This is a genomic window from Streptomyces erythrochromogenes (assembly GCF_036170895.1).
Lineage (GTDB): Bacteria > Actinomycetota > Actinomycetes > Streptomycetales > Streptomycetaceae > Streptomyces > Streptomyces erythrochromogenes.
In genome coordinates, this window is sequence record NZ_CP108036.1 from 4,747,098 (window position 1) to 4,762,364 (window position 15,267).

Genomic DNA, 15,267 nt, shown 5'->3' on the forward strand with positions numbered 1-15,267 from the left:
GGCATGGGCAAGCTGGACGGGCGCGTCGTCATCGTCACCGGTGCGGCGCGCGGCCAGGGCGAGCAGGAGGCGCGGCTCTTCGCCGCCGAGGGTGCCAAGGTGCTCCTCGGGGACGTGCTGGACGAACAGGGCGCGGCGGTGGCCAAGGAGATCGGCGAGGACCGGGCCCGGTACGTGCGGATGGACGTGAGCCGGGAGGAGGACTGGGCGGCCGCGGTCGCCGCCGCCAAGGAGGCCTTCGGGCGGGTCGACGGCCTGGTCAACAACGCCGGCATCCTGCGCTTCAACGAGCTGGCCTCGACCCCGCTGGAGGAGTTCCGGCAGGTGGTCGAGGTCAACCAGGTGGGCGCCTTTCTCGGCATCAAGGCGGTGGCGCCCGAGATCGAGGCGGCCGGCGGCGGCACCATCGTCAACACCTCCTCCTACACCGGCCTGACGGGCATGGCGTACGTCGGCGCCTACGCCGCGACCAAGGCGGCCATCCTGGGTCTGACCCGGGTGGCCGCGCTGGAGCTCGCGGCCAAGGGGATCCGGGTCAACGCGATGTGCCCGGGCGCGGTGGACACCCCGATGGCCAACCCCGGCCTGCTGGACCCCGCGAACATGACCGACGAGGCCCGTGACGCCATGGCGGAGCTCTACCGGCGGGTGGTCCCGATGGGGCGGGTGGGCCGACCGGAGGAGATCGCCAGGCTGGCGCTCTTCCTGACCGGCGAGGACTCCTCGTACATCACCGGCCAGCCGTTCGTCATCGACGGCGGCTGGATGGCGGGCGTCAGCATTCTCTGATGAAGCGTCAGGTATTGACGCTCGCACCCTCGCGGTGGAACAGTCGAGACATCGAATCTGACGGAACGTCAGAAACAAAAGGACGGTGAACCCCCTTGGAATTCGGGCTCTTCGTGCAGGGATACGTGCCTGAGGCGCGGTCCAAGGTCGACCCCGAGGCAGAGCACAAGGCGCTGGTCGAGGAGACCGAGTACGTCATCCAGGCCGACAAGTCCGGCTTCAAGTACGCCTGGGCCTCCGAGCACCACTTCCTGGAGGAGTACTCGCACCTGTCGGCGAACGAGGTGTTCCTCGGCTACCTCGCGCACGCCACCGAACGCATCCACCTCGGCTCCGGCATCTTCAACCCGCTCGCCCCGGTGAACCACCCGGTCAAGGTGGCCGAGAAGGTCGCCATGCTCGACCACCTCTCCAAGGGCCGCTTCGAGTTCGGCACCGGCCGCGGCGCGGGCAGCCACGAGATCCTCGGCTTCCTGCCCGGCATCGAGGACATGAACGGCACCAAGGAGATCTGGGAGGAGACCATCGCGGAATTCCCCAAGATGTTCCTCCAGGAGGAGTACGAGGGGTTCCAGGGCAAGCACTGGTCGCTGCCGCCGCGGAAGGTCTTCCCCAAGCCGTACGGCAAGGCCCACCCGGCCATGTGGTACGCCGCCGGCTCGCCCTCCTCCTACGCGATGGCGGCCAAGAAGGGCCTCGGCGTGCTGGGCTTCAGCGTGCAGAAGGTCTCCGACATGGAGTGGGTCCTCGACCAGTACAAGACGGCCATCAGGGAGGCGAAGGCCATCGGCGCCTTCGTCAACGACAACGTGATGGTCACCTCCACCGCGATCTGCGCCGAGACCCACGACAAGGCCGTCGAGATCGCCGTCAACGCCAACATGAACCGCTTCCAGTCGCTGGTCTTCCGCTACCACGACACCTTCCCGCGGCCCGAGGCGATCCCGCAGTGGCCCGAGACCCTGCCGGAGTACAACGCGGAGATCATCGAGCTTCTGATCGCCGAGGAACTCCTCATCTGCGGCGACCCGTCGGAGGTCAGGGCCCAGTGCAAGCGCTGGGAGCAGGCGGGCGCGGACCAGCTGTCCTTCGGTCTGCCGACCGGCGTCGGCTACGAGGACACGATGACCACGATCAAGCTGATCGGCGAGCACGTGATCCCGCAGATCGACACGGACCCGGTCCACCGCACGACGCGCTTCCGGCAGTCCGCCTGACCCCTGCGGGGCGCACCAACGGGGACGGCGTCTTCCCGGACCGCCGTCCCGCACCGGCCCCGGCCGGAGGCCATGCCGAGGCCGCGGTCGCCCGGCGGCCTCCGGCCGGGGCACAGATCCAGCCTCGCCGGCGTTTGAGTCGCGGGTCCGGGCGGAGCCCGGTGCCCGGCGGAGCCGGGTTTCCCCGGGGCGCCGCCCCGGACCCCGCGCCTCAAACTCCCCCAGCTACCGCTGGGAGGTGCCCCCTGGCGAGGCTGAAAGTGCGAAGGGACGTCATGCTCGACCACCTGATCAAGGGCGCGACCGTCGTGGACGGAACCGGCGCCCCCGCCCGCGTCGCAGACGTGGGGATACGCGACGGCCGGATCGCGGCGATAGCCGCACCCGGCACCGTCACCGAAGAGGCCCGCACCAGCGAGGACGCCACCGGCCTCGTCCTCACCCCCGGCTTCGTCGACCCGCACACGCACTACGACGCCCAGCTCTTCTGGGACCCCTACGCCACGCCCTCCATGAACCACGGCGTCACCACCGTCGCCGGCGGCAACTGCGGCTTCACCCTGGCCCCGCTCAACCCGGCCCGCCCCGAGGACGCCGACTACACGCGCCGCATGATGAGCAAGGTCGAGGGCATGGCCCTCAAAGCCCTGGAGGAGGGCGTCGACTGGACCTGGTCCACCTTCGGCGAATACCTCGACGCCCTGGAGGGCCGGATCGCCGTCAACGCCGGCTTCATGGTCGGGCACTGCGCCCTGCGCCGCCACGTCATGGGCGAGGACGCCGTCGGCGGACAGCCCACCCCCGAGCAGATGCAGCAGATGCTCGACCTCTTCCACGACGCCATGAACGCCGGCGCCTGGGGCCTGTCCACCACCCAGTCCTCCACCCACTCCGACGGCGCGGGCGCCCCCGTCGCATCCCGGCACGCCAGGCCCGCCGAACTGCTCGCGCTCTCCCGCGCCGTCGCCGAACACGAGGGCACCCAGCTCGAAGCGATCGTCGCCGGCTGCCTCGACCAGTTCTCCGACGAGGAGATCGACCTCTTCGTCGCCATGAGCGCCGCCGCCGGACGGCCCCTGAACTGGAACGTCCTCACCATCGACGCCGCCGTCCCCGAACGGGTCCCGCGCCAGCTGATCCCCAGCGAGCGCGCCCGCAAGGCCGGCGGCCGCATCGTCGCGCTCACGATGCCCATCCTCACCCCCATGAACATGTCGCTCGGCACCTTCTGCGCGCTGAACCTCATCCCCGGCTGGGGCGAGGTCCTCGGCCTGCCCGTCCCCGAGCGGATCGCCAGGCTCCGCGACCCCGGCGTGCGCGCCGAGATGCTGCGCCGCGCCGACAGCAAGGAGGCCGGCGTCTTCCGCCGCCTCGCCAACTTCGGCCGCTACGTCATCGGCGACACCTACAGCAAGGAGAACGAAGGCCTCTCCGGGCGGGTCGTGGGCGACATCGCGGCCGAACGCGGCCAGGACCCCTTCCAGTGCCTGGTGGAGATCTGCGCCGAAGACGACCTGCGCACCGTGCTCTGGCCGATGCCCACCGACAACGACCCGGCGAGCTGGGCGCTGCGCGCCGAGACCTGGCAGCACGAGGACGTCATGCTCGGCGGCTCCGACGCCGGCGCCCACCTGGACCGGATGTGCGGCGCCCCGTACACGACCCGCTTCCTCGGCGACTGCCTGCGCGGCCGCAAGCTGGTGCCGCTGGAAGAGGCGGTACGGATGCTCACGGACGACCCGGCCCGGCTGTTCGGGCTGCGCGAGCGCGGCCGCCTCGCCGAGGGCTACCACGCGGACCTGGTCCTCTTCGACCCCGAACGGATCGAGGCGGGCCCGGCCACCCTCGTCCACGACCTGCCCGGAGACAGCCCCCGCCTGGACGCCCGGGCCATCGGCATCGTCTCGGTACGGGTCAACGGCGTGGAGACCATCCGCGACGACGAGGTGACCGGCGCCGTCCCCGGCATCGTGCTGCGATCGGGCCGGGACACGAGGACGGTGAGCACCCGTTGAACGCACAGCCCCTCTACATCGGCGGCGAGTGGGTGGAGCCGGCCGGCGGCCACTACGACGTGGTCAACCCGGCCGACGAGTCGGTGGTCGGGCTCGCCCCCGAGGCCTCGCGCGAACAGGTCGCGGACGCCGCCCGCGCCGCGGCCGAGGCCTTCGAGAGCTGGTCGCGCACGCCGCCGCAGACCCGGGCGGCGATCCTCGACCGGGCCGCGGACATCATGCAGCGCGAGTTCGAGCCGTGGACGGCCCTGGCCCAGGCGGAGACGGGCGCCCCGACCGGGATCGCGCGGGGCATGCAGGTCGGCGTCGGCGTGGCCCGCTTCCGCAGGTACGCCCAGGGCGCGCTGGAGCCGGTCGAGAAGGGGCTGCCGCCCCAGGTCACGGAGGCCGGCCCGATGGGCAGGGCGAGCATCCTGGGCGCGCTGGAGGTCCGCCAGCCGGTCGGCGTGGTCACCTGCATCACCTCCTACAACAACCCGTGGGCGAACCCGGCCGGCAAGGTGGCCCCCGCCCTGGCCATGGGCAACACAGTCGTCGTCAAGCCGGCCCCGCAGGACCCGCTGTCCGTCTTCAGGATGGCGCAGGCGCTGCACGAGGCCGGGGTCCCGGCGGGCGTCGTCAACGTGGTCGGCGGGCAGTCGGTGGAGGTCGGCGAGGCCGCCGTGGACTCCCCGTACGTGGACATGGTGTCCTTCACCGGCTCCACGGGCGTCGGACAGCGCATCGCGGAGGTCTGCGGCCGCACGATGAAGCGGCAGCTGATGGAACTCGGCGGCAAGGGCGCGGCCGTCGTCATGGACGACGCCGACCTGGACGCGGCGGTGATGGGCATCGGCACCACCTTCTCCTTCTACTCCGGCCAGATCTGCACCGCCCCGACCCGGGTCATCGTCCACCGGTCGGTCTACGAGCAGCTGATCGAGAAGCTCACCGGCTACCTGGCCTTCATGAAGGTCGGCGACCCGGCGGCGGCCGGCACGGTCGTCGGCCCGGTCATCTCGGCGGCGCACCGCGACCGCGTGGAGTCGTACATCGAGCTGGGGAAGAAGGAGGGCGCCCGGATCGCGTACGGCGGCGAGCGCCCCGTGGTCGGGGACGGGCGGGGCTTCTACGTCGCCCCGACCCTGCTCGTGGACTGCACGAACGACATGCGGGTGGTCCGCGAGGAGATCTTCGGCCCGGTCGTCGTGGTCGTCCCCTTCGACGGCGACGAGGACGAAGCGGTCCGACTGGCCAACGACAGCGACTTCGGCCTGCTGAGCTACGTGTGGTCCGGGGACTCGGCGCGCGCCTTCCGCATCGCGCGGCGGCTGCGCGCGGGCGGGGTCGGCGTGAACACCATCGGCCGCAACATGGAGGCCCCGTTCGGCGGCTTCAAGCGCAGCGGTGTGGGGCGCGACGTCGGCTCGTACGCCCTGCACGCCTACAGCGAGATCCAGTCGATCGTCTGGCCGGGCTGAGGCCGGGTGGCTCCGGCCGGGGGCGGACGGCCCCCGGCCGGAGCCGGGTCATGCCCGCGGCGCGGGTGGGGTCGTGCGGTGGCCGAGGGCCTTGAGACAGGGCACGTCCTCGGGCCCGCCGAGGCGGACCAGCAGGGCCATGCCGACGCCGACGGCCGCGGCGTCCGTACCGGTGCGGATCAGCTGCCGGGCGGTCCGCCGGGCGGCGTCCTCGTCGCCGAGTGCCAGCCGTGCGGTGTGGGCGCGCAGGGAGCGCCGGTTCACGGCCGGTTCGGCGACCCGCCGGTGGACGGCCTCGGCGGCTCGTACCGGGTCGGGGTCGGCGAGGAGGGGCGTGAGGGCGTCGGTGACTTCGGCCTGCGCCTGTTGCCGGGTCAGGTCGTTGCGGCCGGGCTCCGGTGGAGGCGACCCGTCGGGCAGGGGAAAGCCCTTGCACGGAACGCGGCCGTCCGGCTCGATGCCGTGGCGGAAGAGGCGTAGTCGTAGAGGGAGGTCGTCCGGGAGGTGAGCGCCTGGCGCTCTTCGCGGGCGCTCACCTGGCGGGGTGGGACTCGATTCCGTAGGTCATGCTCCGCAGGATGCTGCAGTGATCATCCGGCGTCCAGCGAGAAAACGGCCTCGCCGCGGACGCGGCCGTTGACCTGGAGCTGCACCAGGTGCTCTCCGGAGTGGTAGCGGCGGGTGGTGATCGGCTTGAAGGAGTGCCGCTTGGTGCCGCCGAGGGTTTCGCCGGGGGCCAGCGGGCGCGTGACGAGCTTGAACACCTTCGGGGTGCGCGTGCCGTTCGCCTTGGTGTGGTGCACGACGTAGTCGACCACCAGCTCGGCCGGGAGCCCGCCGGTGTTGGTGACCGCGTAGTCGAAGACGAGGTACTCCCCGACGGCGACGCGCGGCGTGGTCACCACCGGCCCGCGCACGGTGACCGGTACGTCCGGGGCGTGGCCGAGGAGGGTCAGCGCCTCGGGCCGGCCGGCCTTGATCAGGGTGCGCAGTCCGTGCCGTACGACGCGGTCCGTCGTACCGGCGGGTTCGGCCAGCCAGCGGGCGGCCGTCTCGACGGCCAGGGCGGGGTGGTCCCGGCCGATGTCGTTGAGGTGGTTGGAAACGGAGCGGCGCACGTACTCGGACTCGTCGCGGTAGAGGGCGTCCAGCACCGGCAGCGCCGGCCGCGGGTCGGCGACGAACGCGGGCAGCTGCGGGGCCCACGGCAGCCGGGGCCGGGTGCCCTCGCTGGCGAGGCGCCGTACGTGCGGGTCCGGGTCCCCGGTCCACTCGCGTACGACGGCCAGGGCGCGGTCCGGGTCGGCGCGCAGGAAGGGGCGCACCGCGGATTCGGCGGTCAGCCGGGAGGTGAGGTCGTGCAGCAGCTCCAGGCCGGGCTCGAACACCTCCAGCCCGCGGACGGCGACGGCCTCGTTGACGGGGAAGGTCATCCACCCCTCGAAGGCGGGCTCGGCGAGAGCCGTGCGCACGACGGCCTCGAAGCCGGGCCAGTCCGCGGGGAGGTCGGCGAGCACGGCGTCGCGGATCGCGCCGACCCGGCCGCTGTACGACAGCCCGTCGAGCGCGGCGGCGCGGGCGGTCAGGGCGGGCGCGGACCGGCGGCCGCCGGCCCGGGCCAGCAGGCCGGCCAGGGTGGTGACGGTGTCCGCGCTGAGGAGCTCATCGGCCGTGGGCATGGGGACAGTCTCGCCGATCACGCGACCGGTCCGCCGTTCGCATACCCCGTTACCACTGGTCACCGCAAAGTCACGAGGGAAACTTTGAAAACGCCCATAACGGACATGCCTGCGGTTTCCGCATGATGAAAGCCTCCAGGTCGAGCCTGCTGAACCGCGGTTGGATGCCTGAGTGAACCTTGTATTAAGTGCTTGTGAACTGTCTCGGCCTCAAGATTCCAAGGCGTCGAGGGCTGTTCCCTTCCGGACTTCAATCCTCCAGATGTGGAATGCGCACCATCTAACGTCCTGACCCATGACTCAGCTGGACGTTCGGCCTCAGGCCGGAGACACGGTAAGCGGCGTCGCCGACGGCGATGTCCGCGGCAAGGGCCTCGGCAAGGGGTCCGTAGGGCTCCTGGGCAGCGCCGTCATCGGCATTTCCACCGTCGCCCCCGTCTACTGCCTGACCTCGACCCTCGGCTCCACCGCCGGCGAGGTCGGCATGCAGATGCCCGCGATCTTCCTCGCCGGCTTCCTCCCGATGCTCCTGGTCGCCTTCGCCTACCGCGAGCTCAACAAGGCCATGCCGGACTGCGGCACCTCCTTCACCTGGACCGTCAAGGCCTTCGGCCCGCGGATCGGCTGGATGTGCGGCTGGGGCCTGGTGATCGCCACGATCATCGTGCTCTCCAACCTGGCGGGCGTCGCCACCTCCTACTTCTGGCTGCTGGCCGGCGAGATCACGAACAATCCGTCGATCGCCGCCCTGGACGACAACAAGCTCGTCCACATCGCCACCTGCCTGACCCTGATCGCCCTGGCGACCGCCATCAGCTACCGCGGCATGACCGCCACCAAGGGCGTCCAGTACGCCCTCGTCGGCCTCCAGCTCGTCGTGCTCGGCGTCTTCGTCGCGATGGCCTTCCAGAAGGCCTCCGCCGGCACCTTCGACACCGGCCTGGACTTCTCCTGGTCGTGGATGAACCCCTTCGCGGTCGAGTCCATGGCGGCCTTCACCGCCGGACTCTCCCTCTCGATCTTCATGTACTGGGGCTGGGACGCGTGCCTGGCCACCAACGAGGAGACCACCGGCTCCACGAAGACCCCCGGCCGCGCCTCGCTCATCGCGATGGTCGTCCTGGTCGGCTCCTACCTCGCCACCGGCATCGCCGCCCAGATGGCCGTCGGCTCCGGCGGCGAAGGCCTGGGCCTCGCCAACGAGGAGACCTCCGACAACGTCTTCGCGGCCCTCGCCGGCCCGGTGATGGGCCCGGTGCTCGGCATCCTGCTCTTCATCGCCGTCCTGGCCTCCGCCGCGGCCTCCCTGCAGACCACCTTCATCCCGGTGGCCCGCACGGTCCTCGCCATGTCGACGTACGAGGCGCTGCCGCCCTCCTACGCCAAGGTCCACCCCACGTTCAAGACCCCGGGCCGCGCCACCGTCATGGCGGGCGTCGCCACCGGCCTCTTCTACACGGTGATGACCCTGGTCAGCGAGAACGTCCTGACCGACACGATCTTCGCGCTCGGCCTGATGATCTGCTTCTACTACTCGCTGACCGCCTTCGCCTGCGCCTGGTACTTCCGCGCCGAACTGCGCCGCTCCTCCCGCGACCTCTTCTTCAAGGGCGTCTTCCCGGTCCTGGGCGGACTGCTGCTGGCCGCGGTCTTCTGCAAGACCCTCTTCGACATGTGGGACCCGGCCTACGGATCCGGTTCCACCGTCCTCGGCGTCGGCAGCGTCTTCATCATCGGCGTGGGCCTGCTGGCCCTCGGCCTGGTGATCATGTTCGTCACCGAGCGCCGCAGCCCCGCCTTCTTCCGCGGCGAGGTCCTGACGAAGTCCACCCCGTCCCTGGTCGTCGAGGACTGACACCCCGCCCGCAACGCCCTGCCGAGTCATCCCCGCGGCCCCGGATCGATCCCCCCGATCCGGGGCCGCCGGCGTTCCCGGTGGTGACCTCGGGTACGGGAGGTCGTTGGGCCGGGCATGACTGCCATGAAGCGCACCCTTGCCGCCCTGGTCCTGTCCGGCGGGGCCGCCCTCGCACTCGTTCCCGCCGCGCACGCCGCCGACGAGCCGTCCGGGGCGGCGCCGCTCGTCGGCCGCGTCGTCGACATCGCCGACCACCCCGCTCAGACCGTCCAGGACGCGAAGACGGCGGTCGCGGTGACCCAGGGCGCGGTCGGCTCCGCCACGAAGGCGACCGACAGCTCCCTCGGCGGTGCCGGTACGGCCCTGGAGGCCGGTCTGCCGAAGACCCCGAAGGTCGAATGAGCCCGGCCCGTACGGGCAGCGGTAACGGGCAGCGGTACGGCGGCCGGAGGCGTTCGTTGAGCAGCGCATGATCCTCTGGCTGCTCAACCACGTCAGCACCTTCGTCATCGCCGTTCTGCTCGTGGGCGGCCTCACCGGCCTCGCCGCGGCCGGGAGCGCGGCCGCCCGCCGCCGCTTCCCGCACCTCGCCCAGGGCGAGCACAACGAGATGGTCGGGGTCGCGCTCGGCATGTTCGGCGCGATCTACGGCATCATCCTCGCCTTCGTCGTCGTCACCCTGTGGACGCAGCGGGAGAACACCCAGAACATCGTCGCCGCCGAGGCCAGCGACCTGGCCGCCGTCGTACGCAGCGCCGACGCCTTCCCCGCGGCCGACCGCGCGCGCGTGCACGCGGCCGTCGGCGCCTACTCGCACGCCGTCGTCGAGGTGCAGTGGCCGCTGATGCGCGAGGGCCGGCCCAGCTACGAGGCGACCGGCGCGCAGATGCACGGCCTGTACCGGGCCCTCCTGGCCTACGAGCCGCAGGGCCCGCGCGCCGAGACCTTCTACGCGGAAGCGGTCACCCGCCTGAGCGACCTCAACTCGCAGCGCCGCGCACGGATCACGATGGCCGAGAACTCACTGCCGGTCCTGCTCCAGGTGCTCGTGTACGGCGGCGCGTTCGTGATCGTCCCGCTCACCTTCCTCTTCGGACTGCGCAGCCTGAAGATGCAACTGCTCTTCGTGTCGGCGGTGGCCGGGCTGATCGGCTTCAGCCTGCTGCTGGTGGTGGCCCTGGACCGGCCCTTCGCCGGAGACCTGAGCGTGAGCCCGGAGCCGTACAAGGAGGCGGTCCTGGCGCAGTTCTGGGCGGCCGACGGCGACGTCCCGGCGGTCCGGCCCCAGGTGCGGGAGCAGGGCACCAGCCGGTAGCCGTCGGGGTCGGCGACGGTCGCCACCTTCTGTACGGCGACCACGTCACACCCGGATCAGCGGGGCAGGATGCGCAGCACTGCCTCGCGGTCGCCGCCGAGCCGCAGGCCTTGCTGTACTGCGGCGCTCAGATCGAGGTCGCCGAGCAGGGTCGCGGCCAGCAGGTGCGGCGGTCCGGTCAGGGACGCGGTGGGGTGGTCGACCCGGCCGGCGTGTGTGTGCACCGAGCCGTCCTTGACTTCGATGACCAGGTCTTCGTTGCCGTCGGCGTGCAGTTGCAGGGCGATCGCCGGCTGGTCGGGGCGGTGGTCGGTCAGTGCCCGGGCGGGCATGTCCAGCCAGTGGGTGCGGAAGGTGTCGCTGCCGCCCGGCTCGCGCAACAGGGGAATTCCCCATCGGCTCAGCTCCCGCAGCACCGGCTCCAGCTCGCGGCCACGCTCGGTGAGGGAGAACAGGGTGGTGGCCACCGGCGGCGGGGCGGCCTCGCGGTGGATCAGGCCGGCTTCCTCAAGGTCGCGGAGCCGGTCGACCAGCAGGTTGCTGGCGATCCCGGGCAGCCCGTTGCGCAGGTCGGTGTGCCGGCACGGACCCAGGGCGAGCAGTTCACGGACGATCAGCAGGGTCCATCGGTCGCCGACGGCGTCCAGCGTTTTCGCGATGCCGCAGTACTGCCCGTAGGTGCGCATGCCACCACCCTACCTCGTGGTGTTGAGATTCAAAACTCTCTTGTTGACTTTCTCAACAAGGTCGGTCTAGCGTCGCTGCCCATGATCCCCACCCTCTCCGTGCGTCGGCTGGCCTGGGCCGGCGTCGAGATCCGTCTCGGCGACACCCGCCTGCTGATCGACCCGCTCGAAAACGTCGCTCCGCTGGCGCCGGTGATGGGGCCGCCGCACCGGCCGGTCGACCCGGTCGATGCCCCGCCCGGCACCCACGCCCTCATCACCCACCTGCACCCCGACCACTACGACCACGACCTGATGGCCCGGATCGCGGCCACCGGCACGATCGGCTGCCACACCCCGAGCGCGGCGGCGCTGCGCGAGGTGGGCATCACCCCCGTTGCCCAGGACCTGGGCCGGTCACGCCGCATCGGAGGGCTGACCGTCACCCCGGTGACCTCGCTGGACTGGCGCGGCAACGACTGTGACCAGGTCGCCTGGGTCGTCGAAGGCGCCGGCCGACGGATCATCCACTGCGGCGACACCCAGTGGCACGGCAGCTGGTGGCAGATCGCCCGCGACCACGGCCCGTTCGACGTCGCGTTCGTCCCGGTCAACGGAGTCATCGCCCACTTCGAGGGCTACGCGGCCAACGTCCCGGCGACCATGACCCCCGAGCAGGGCGTCGAGGCCGCCGTCGCACTCGGCGCCGGCACCGTCTGCGCCATGCACTACGGCCTGTTCCACAACCCGCCGTTCTACACCGAACAACCCGACATCGAGCAGCGCTTCCAGCACGCCGCCGACGAGCGCGGCATCACCGCGGCCCTCGTCGCCGACGGCCAGCCCGTCCTCTGACCACCAGAAACAAGGAGCAACACATGAAGATCGTCCTGTTCGGTGCCAGCGGCAACATCGGCCGGCCCACCACCGAGGAACTCCTGCGTCGCGGCCACACCGTCACCGCGGTCACCCGAGCCGGCCACGTCGACGGACTGGGGCACAAGGCCCTGACCGTGACCACCGGTGACGTCACGGACGCCGCCGCGGTCGCCGGCCTCGCCGCCTCCCACGACGCCGTACTGTCGGCCGTCGGTCCCCGGATCGGCCAGGAGGACGACCGCGCCACGATCGTCGGTGCCGCCCGTGCGCTGATCGACGGACTCCGCCGAGCCGGCGTCACCCGCCTGGTCACCATCGGCGGTGCCGGTAGCCTGCGCACGCCGACCGGCGCCCGGGTCATGGACGACCCGGCCTTCCCCGCGCTGTGGAAGGCCAACGCCGAGGCCCAGTCCGAAGCGCTCGACCTCTACCGCGGCGTGCACGACCTCGACTGGACGTACGTGTCGCCCGCCGCGGTCATCGGAGCGGGCGAGCGGACCGGGGCCTACCGCAGCGCCGGGGACACCCTGCTCACCGACGACGACGGCAACAGCCGCATCTCGTACGCCGACTACGCGATCGCCCTGGCCGACACGATCGAGAGCGGCACCGCCATCCGCCGCCGCATCACCGTCGCGTACTGAGCCGTGAGCAACGACGCCGCCGGCCGGCACACCCGATTCATCGTCCTGCTCGCAGCGCTCGTGGCCCTGGGACCACTGTCCATCGACGGCTACCTGCCAGGACTGCCGGACCTCGCCGGCGACCTGCGCGCCAGCGCCGCGGCCGCCCAGCTCACCATCACCGCCTGCCTGGCCGGGCTGGCCATCGGGCAGCTGATCGCCGGGCCGCTGAGCGACACCTACGGCCGGCGGCGTCCGTTGCTGGCGGGCCTCGCCCTCTACACGATCGCCAGCGCGCTCTGCGCGGTGGCGCCCGACGTCCGGACCCTCGTCGGCCTCCGCCTGGTCCAGGGCATCGGCGGGGCGTTCGGCATCGTCATCGCCAACGCCATGGTCCGCGACCGCACCTCCGGAACCCGCACCGCACGTCTCTTCTCCGCACTGACCTTGATCACCGGCCTGGCGCCGGTGTTCGCGCCGGTCCTCGGCGGCCAGCTCCTGCGCGTCACGGCCTGGCCGGGGATCTTCGTGAGCCTGGCCGTACTCGGCGCCGTGATGCTGGCGGCCTCCGCCGCAGGACTGCCGGAGACCCGGTCCTCCGCGTCACGCCAGCCGCTGCCGGCTGTCGTCGGGCAGCTGCTCGGCGACCGGGTCTTCACCGGGTACGTCCTGGCCAACGGCCTGGTCTTCGCGGCGATGTTCGCCTACATCTCCGGCTCGCCGTTCGTCCTGCAGGAAATCCACGGCCTGTCACCGCAGCAGTACAGCGCCGTGTTCGCCGTCAACGCCGCCGGACTCGTTGCGGCCGCCCAGATCAACGGCCGGCTGGTGGCCCGGGCCGGCGCCCGCGTGCTGCTGCTCGCCGGTCTGCTGGGCGCGACAGCCGGTGGCACCACGGTCCTGGCCGCGGTGCTGACAGGGGCACCCCTGCCCGTGCTCCTGATCGGCCTGTTCGTCCTGGTCTCCAGCGTGGGCCTGGTCATGCCGAACGCCGCGGCCCAGGCCATGGCCGACCACGGCGGACACGCCGGGTCGGCAGCCGCTCTGCTCGGCTTCAGCCAGTTCGTGTTCGGCGGGGCACTTGCTCCGCTGGCCGGCGCGGGTGGCGCCACCGACGCCCTGCCGATGGGAATCATCGTCGCCGTGCTGCCGGCGCTCGCTCTGCTCGCACTCGGCGTCCTCACCCGGTCGATGCCCGGGCGACGTCGTCGGCCACACCGGGGCCCCTACGTTCCGGACATGTCCGGGACATAGGCGCTCACCCGGTAGGTCGTCGGGTGGGTGAGTCGGCCGCAGAGGGTGTCGATCCGGATGTGCGCCGGGTCGGTGACCCTGCCCTCCTCCTGGAAGCGGCGCAGGAACTGCTGCAGTTCCGTGTGCCCCTGCGTCTCGAACAGCGGCTCCCAGCGGCCGGGGACGCACTCCGGCCGGTGGCGTTCGTCGTGCCGCTGCTGCCTCTGCCTGCGTCTGCGTTGCCCGGGCACCTGGACCGGCCTCCTTTCAGGGCCGCCAGCGCGGTGCGTCGAAGCCCGGGTCGTCGGGGTTGGCGAAGTGGAACGGCACCCCGAGGTGGTCCGCCAGCGTGCGGCCCGCCCCGGCGGCCGCCTCGGCCGGGTCGCGGTCGTGGCGGCTGTACACGGTGGCCAGGTGCCGCTCCTCGGCGGGATCATCGGTGATCGCCAGGAGCTTCACGAACCAGTCGTGGACGGTGTCCCCGTCCCAGACGGCCTCGATCGCCGCCACCCGCCCCGGCAGGCCGCTCACGAGGGCGGACAGGGACTCCAGGTCCAGCGGGCACTCGGGCGTACGGGCGATCCGGTCGCCGAGGAGGACGTACCGCTCGTGGACCACCAACTGGGCCTCGTGCAGGCCGATCCCGCGGGCGCGCCCCGCGTTCCACACGAGCTTCACGGCCGGGAAGAGGGAGTCCTGGAGGACGTACCCGTCGACCTGGGTGCGGATCCCCGCCGGGAGCGACTCCCAGTGGTCCTCGTCCTGCGACTGTGTTGCGGGCATGCCCGGTCCGTCCCCTCGATCCGTCCGACTGTCATGGTCCATGGCGGCCGGCCCCGCCGTCGAGGGGATTTCGCCCGTCCCCCAGCCGGACGGAATAGCTCCGCGTGGGGCGGGAGTTGCACGCCGCATGACGACCGACATACTCACCGACGCCGACCGCTCGTTCCTCTTCGTCCTCGGCAGCTCCCGGCCGGAGGGCAACAGCGAGACCCTCGCCCGCGCCGCCGCCGAACAGCTTCCCGCCGACATCCCACAGCGCTGGGTGGACCTGGCGAAGGACCCACTGCCCGACTTCCAGGACGGCCGGCACGAGGACGGGACCTGGCCGGTGAGCGAGCAGGAGGAGGAACTGCGCCGGCTCACCCTGGAGGCCACCGACATCGTCATCGTCTCGCCCCTGTACTGGTACACGGTCTCCGCGAACACCAAGCGCTACCTCGACTACTGGTCCGGCTGGCTGGGCGTGCCCGGCCTGGACTTCAAGAAGCGGATGGCCGGCCGCACCCTGTGGGGCGTCACGGCGATGTCCGAGGAGGACGAGGTCCGCGCCGACGGGCTGATCACCGCCCTCAACCACTCGGCGGCCTACTTGGGTATGCGCTTCGGCGGGGTCCTGCTCGGCAACGGCTCCCGCCCCGGCCAGGTGCGGGGCGACGAGCGCGCGATCACCCGCGCGAAGACCTTCTTCGAGCGCGAGGCCCCGCTCGCCCGGTTCCCCGCGGAGGAGGAGACCGGGGAGCGGTAGCCGCGC

At 71.7% G+C, this 15,267-nt stretch carries 16 protein-coding genes; 11 read left to right on the forward strand and 5 right to left on the reverse strand.

The features are described 5' to 3' along the window. Positions 1-3 precede the first annotated feature (3 nt). The 4 genes from OHA91_RS21670 to OHA91_RS21685 all read left to right on the forward strand — a co-directional run bounded on the left by OHA91_RS21670 (position 4) and on the right by OHA91_RS21685 (position 5,481). Positions 4-789 carry an SDR family NAD(P)-dependent oxidoreductase gene (locus tag OHA91_RS21670; protein WP_031150474.1) on the forward strand — a complete coding sequence of 262 codons (786 nt, stop codon included), beginning with the start codon at positions 4-6 and terminating at the stop codon, positions 787-789. Between the two features lie 95 nt (positions 790-884). Further along, positions 885-2,006, forward strand: a complete 1,122-nt coding sequence (locus OHA91_RS21675; protein WP_031150476.1) for an LLM class flavin-dependent oxidoreductase — start codon at positions 885-887, stop codon at positions 2,004-2,006. Between the two features lie 275 nt (positions 2,007-2,281). Next, complete coding sequence (locus tag OHA91_RS21680; RefSeq protein WP_031150478.1) at positions 2,282-4,021, forward strand: N-acyl-D-amino-acid deacylase family protein; 1,740 nt, start codon at positions 2,282-2,284, stop codon at positions 4,019-4,021. Beyond that, a complete protein-coding gene (locus OHA91_RS21685; protein WP_266500413.1) occupies positions 4,018-5,481 on the forward strand; it encodes an aldehyde dehydrogenase family protein in 1,464 nt (487 codons plus the stop codon). Before OHA91_RS21680 ends, OHA91_RS21685 begins: the two co-directional genes overlap by 4 nt. 48 nt (positions 5,482-5,529) lie before the next feature. Here the strand turns inward: OHA91_RS21685 and OHA91_RS21690 are convergent, their stop codons facing one another. Beyond that, the gene (locus OHA91_RS21690) at positions 5,530-5,745 is read right to left on the reverse strand and encodes a hypothetical protein (RefSeq protein ID WP_031150482.1); all 216 of its coding nucleotides are present in this window, start codon (positions 5,743-5,745) and stop codon (positions 5,530-5,532) included. 326 nt (positions 5,746-6,071) lie between these two features. Beyond that, a complete protein-coding gene (locus OHA91_RS21695; protein ID WP_031150486.1) occupies positions 6,072-7,160 on the reverse strand; it encodes a DNA alkylation repair protein in 1,089 nt (362 codons plus the stop codon). Between the two features lie 295 nt (positions 7,161-7,455). On the opposite strand from OHA91_RS21695, the gene OHA91_RS21700 reads away from it, so the two are divergent. From OHA91_RS21700 to OHA91_RS21710, 3 genes are all read left to right on the forward strand, one after another. Continuing rightward, positions 7,456-9,015 (forward strand): APC family permease, encoded by a 1,560-nt coding sequence (locus OHA91_RS21700; protein ID WP_031150488.1) that lies wholly within the window; start codon positions 7,456-7,458, stop codon positions 9,013-9,015. A gap of 117 nt (positions 9,016-9,132) precedes the next feature. Continuing rightward, the gene (locus tag OHA91_RS21705) at positions 9,133-9,420 is read left to right on the forward strand and encodes a hypothetical protein (RefSeq protein WP_031150490.1); all 288 of its coding nucleotides are present in this window, start codon (positions 9,133-9,135) and stop codon (positions 9,418-9,420) included. 67 nt (positions 9,421-9,487) lie between these two features. Continuing rightward, positions 9,488-10,333 carry a bestrophin-like domain gene (locus OHA91_RS21710; protein WP_051893125.1) on the forward strand — a complete coding sequence of 282 codons (846 nt, stop codon included), beginning with the start codon at positions 9,488-9,490 and terminating at the stop codon, positions 10,331-10,333. A 56-nt stretch (positions 10,334-10,389) separates the two neighbouring features. Here the strand turns inward: OHA91_RS21710 and OHA91_RS21715 are convergent, their stop codons facing one another. Then, complete coding sequence (locus tag OHA91_RS21715; protein ID WP_031150494.1) at positions 10,390-11,019, reverse strand: winged helix-turn-helix transcriptional regulator; 630 nt, start codon at positions 11,017-11,019, stop codon at positions 10,390-10,392. 81 nt (positions 11,020-11,100) lie between these two features. Between OHA91_RS21715 and OHA91_RS21720 the strand changes: the two genes are divergently transcribed. From OHA91_RS21720 to OHA91_RS21730, 3 genes are read left to right on the forward strand one after another with little or no spacing between them, the layout of a single operon-like run. Beyond that, the gene (locus OHA91_RS21720) at positions 11,101-11,853 is read left to right on the forward strand and encodes an MBL fold metallo-hydrolase (protein WP_266500422.1); all 753 of its coding nucleotides are present in this window, start codon (positions 11,101-11,103) and stop codon (positions 11,851-11,853) included. Positions 11,854-11,876: 23 nt separating this feature from the next. Next, complete coding sequence (locus OHA91_RS21725; protein WP_031150496.1) at positions 11,877-12,521, forward strand: NAD(P)-dependent oxidoreductase; 645 nt, start codon at positions 11,877-11,879, stop codon at positions 12,519-12,521. Positions 12,522-12,524: 3 nt separating this feature from the next. Further along, positions 12,525-13,754: a multidrug effflux MFS transporter gene (locus tag OHA91_RS21730; protein WP_328739791.1), complete on the forward strand. Its 1,230-nt coding sequence runs from the start codon at positions 12,525-12,527 to the stop codon at positions 13,752-13,754. Here OHA91_RS21730 and OHA91_RS21735 read toward each other — a convergent pair. Both OHA91_RS21735 and OHA91_RS21740 read right to left on the reverse strand, forming a co-directional pair. After that, on the reverse strand, positions 13,727-13,984 hold the full coding sequence (locus OHA91_RS21735) for a hypothetical protein (RefSeq protein ID WP_328739792.1): 258 nt from the start codon (positions 13,982-13,984) through the stop codon (positions 13,727-13,729). The two genes, OHA91_RS21730 and OHA91_RS21735, sit on opposite strands and share 28 nt — an antisense overlap. A gap of 16 nt (positions 13,985-14,000) precedes the next feature. Next, complete coding sequence (locus OHA91_RS21740) at positions 14,001-14,516, reverse strand: hypothetical protein (RefSeq protein WP_328739793.1); 516 nt, start codon at positions 14,514-14,516, stop codon at positions 14,001-14,003. A 127-nt stretch (positions 14,517-14,643) separates the two neighbouring features. On the opposite strand from OHA91_RS21740, the gene OHA91_RS21745 reads away from it, so the two are divergent. Continuing rightward, the gene (locus OHA91_RS21745) at positions 14,644-15,261 is read left to right on the forward strand and encodes a flavodoxin family protein (protein ID WP_031150505.1); all 618 of its coding nucleotides are present in this window, start codon (positions 14,644-14,646) and stop codon (positions 15,259-15,261) included. The last annotated feature ends 6 nt before the right edge of the window (positions 15,262-15,267 follow it).

Coding starts and splice junctions, on each gene's coding strand:
- OHA91_RS21670 (WP_031150474.1), top strand. CDS start 4: ATGGGCAAGCTGGACGGGCGCGTCGTCATCGTCACCGGTGCGGCGCGC.
- OHA91_RS21680 (WP_031150478.1), top strand. CDS start 2,282: ATGCTCGACCACCTGATCAAGGGCGCGACCGTCGTGGACGGAACCGGC.
- OHA91_RS21695 (WP_031150486.1), bottom strand. CDS start 7,160: ATGCCCACGGCCGATGAGCTCCTCAGCGCGGACACCGTCACCACCCTG.
- OHA91_RS21700 (WP_031150488.1), top strand. CDS start 7,456: ATGACTCAGCTGGACGTTCGGCCTCAGGCCGGAGACACGGTAAGCGGC.
- OHA91_RS21705 (WP_031150490.1), top strand. CDS start 9,133: ATGACTGCCATGAAGCGCACCCTTGCCGCCCTGGTCCTGTCCGGCGGG.
- OHA91_RS21710 (WP_051893125.1), top strand. CDS start 9,488: ATGATCCTCTGGCTGCTCAACCACGTCAGCACCTTCGTCATCGCCGTT.
- OHA91_RS21715 (WP_031150494.1), bottom strand. CDS start 11,019: ATGCGCACCTACGGGCAGTACTGCGGCATCGCGAAAACGCTGGACGCC.
- OHA91_RS21720 (WP_266500422.1), top strand. CDS start 11,101: ATGATCCCCACCCTCTCCGTGCGTCGGCTGGCCTGGGCCGGCGTCGAG.
- OHA91_RS21725 (WP_031150496.1), top strand. CDS start 11,877: ATGAAGATCGTCCTGTTCGGTGCCAGCGGCAACATCGGCCGGCCCACC.
- OHA91_RS21740 (WP_328739793.1), bottom strand. CDS start 14,516: ATGCCCGCAACACAGTCGCAGGACGAGGACCACTGGGAGTCGCTCCCG.
- OHA91_RS21745 (WP_031150505.1), top strand. CDS start 14,644: ATGACGACCGACATACTCACCGACGCCGACCGCTCGTTCCTCTTCGTC.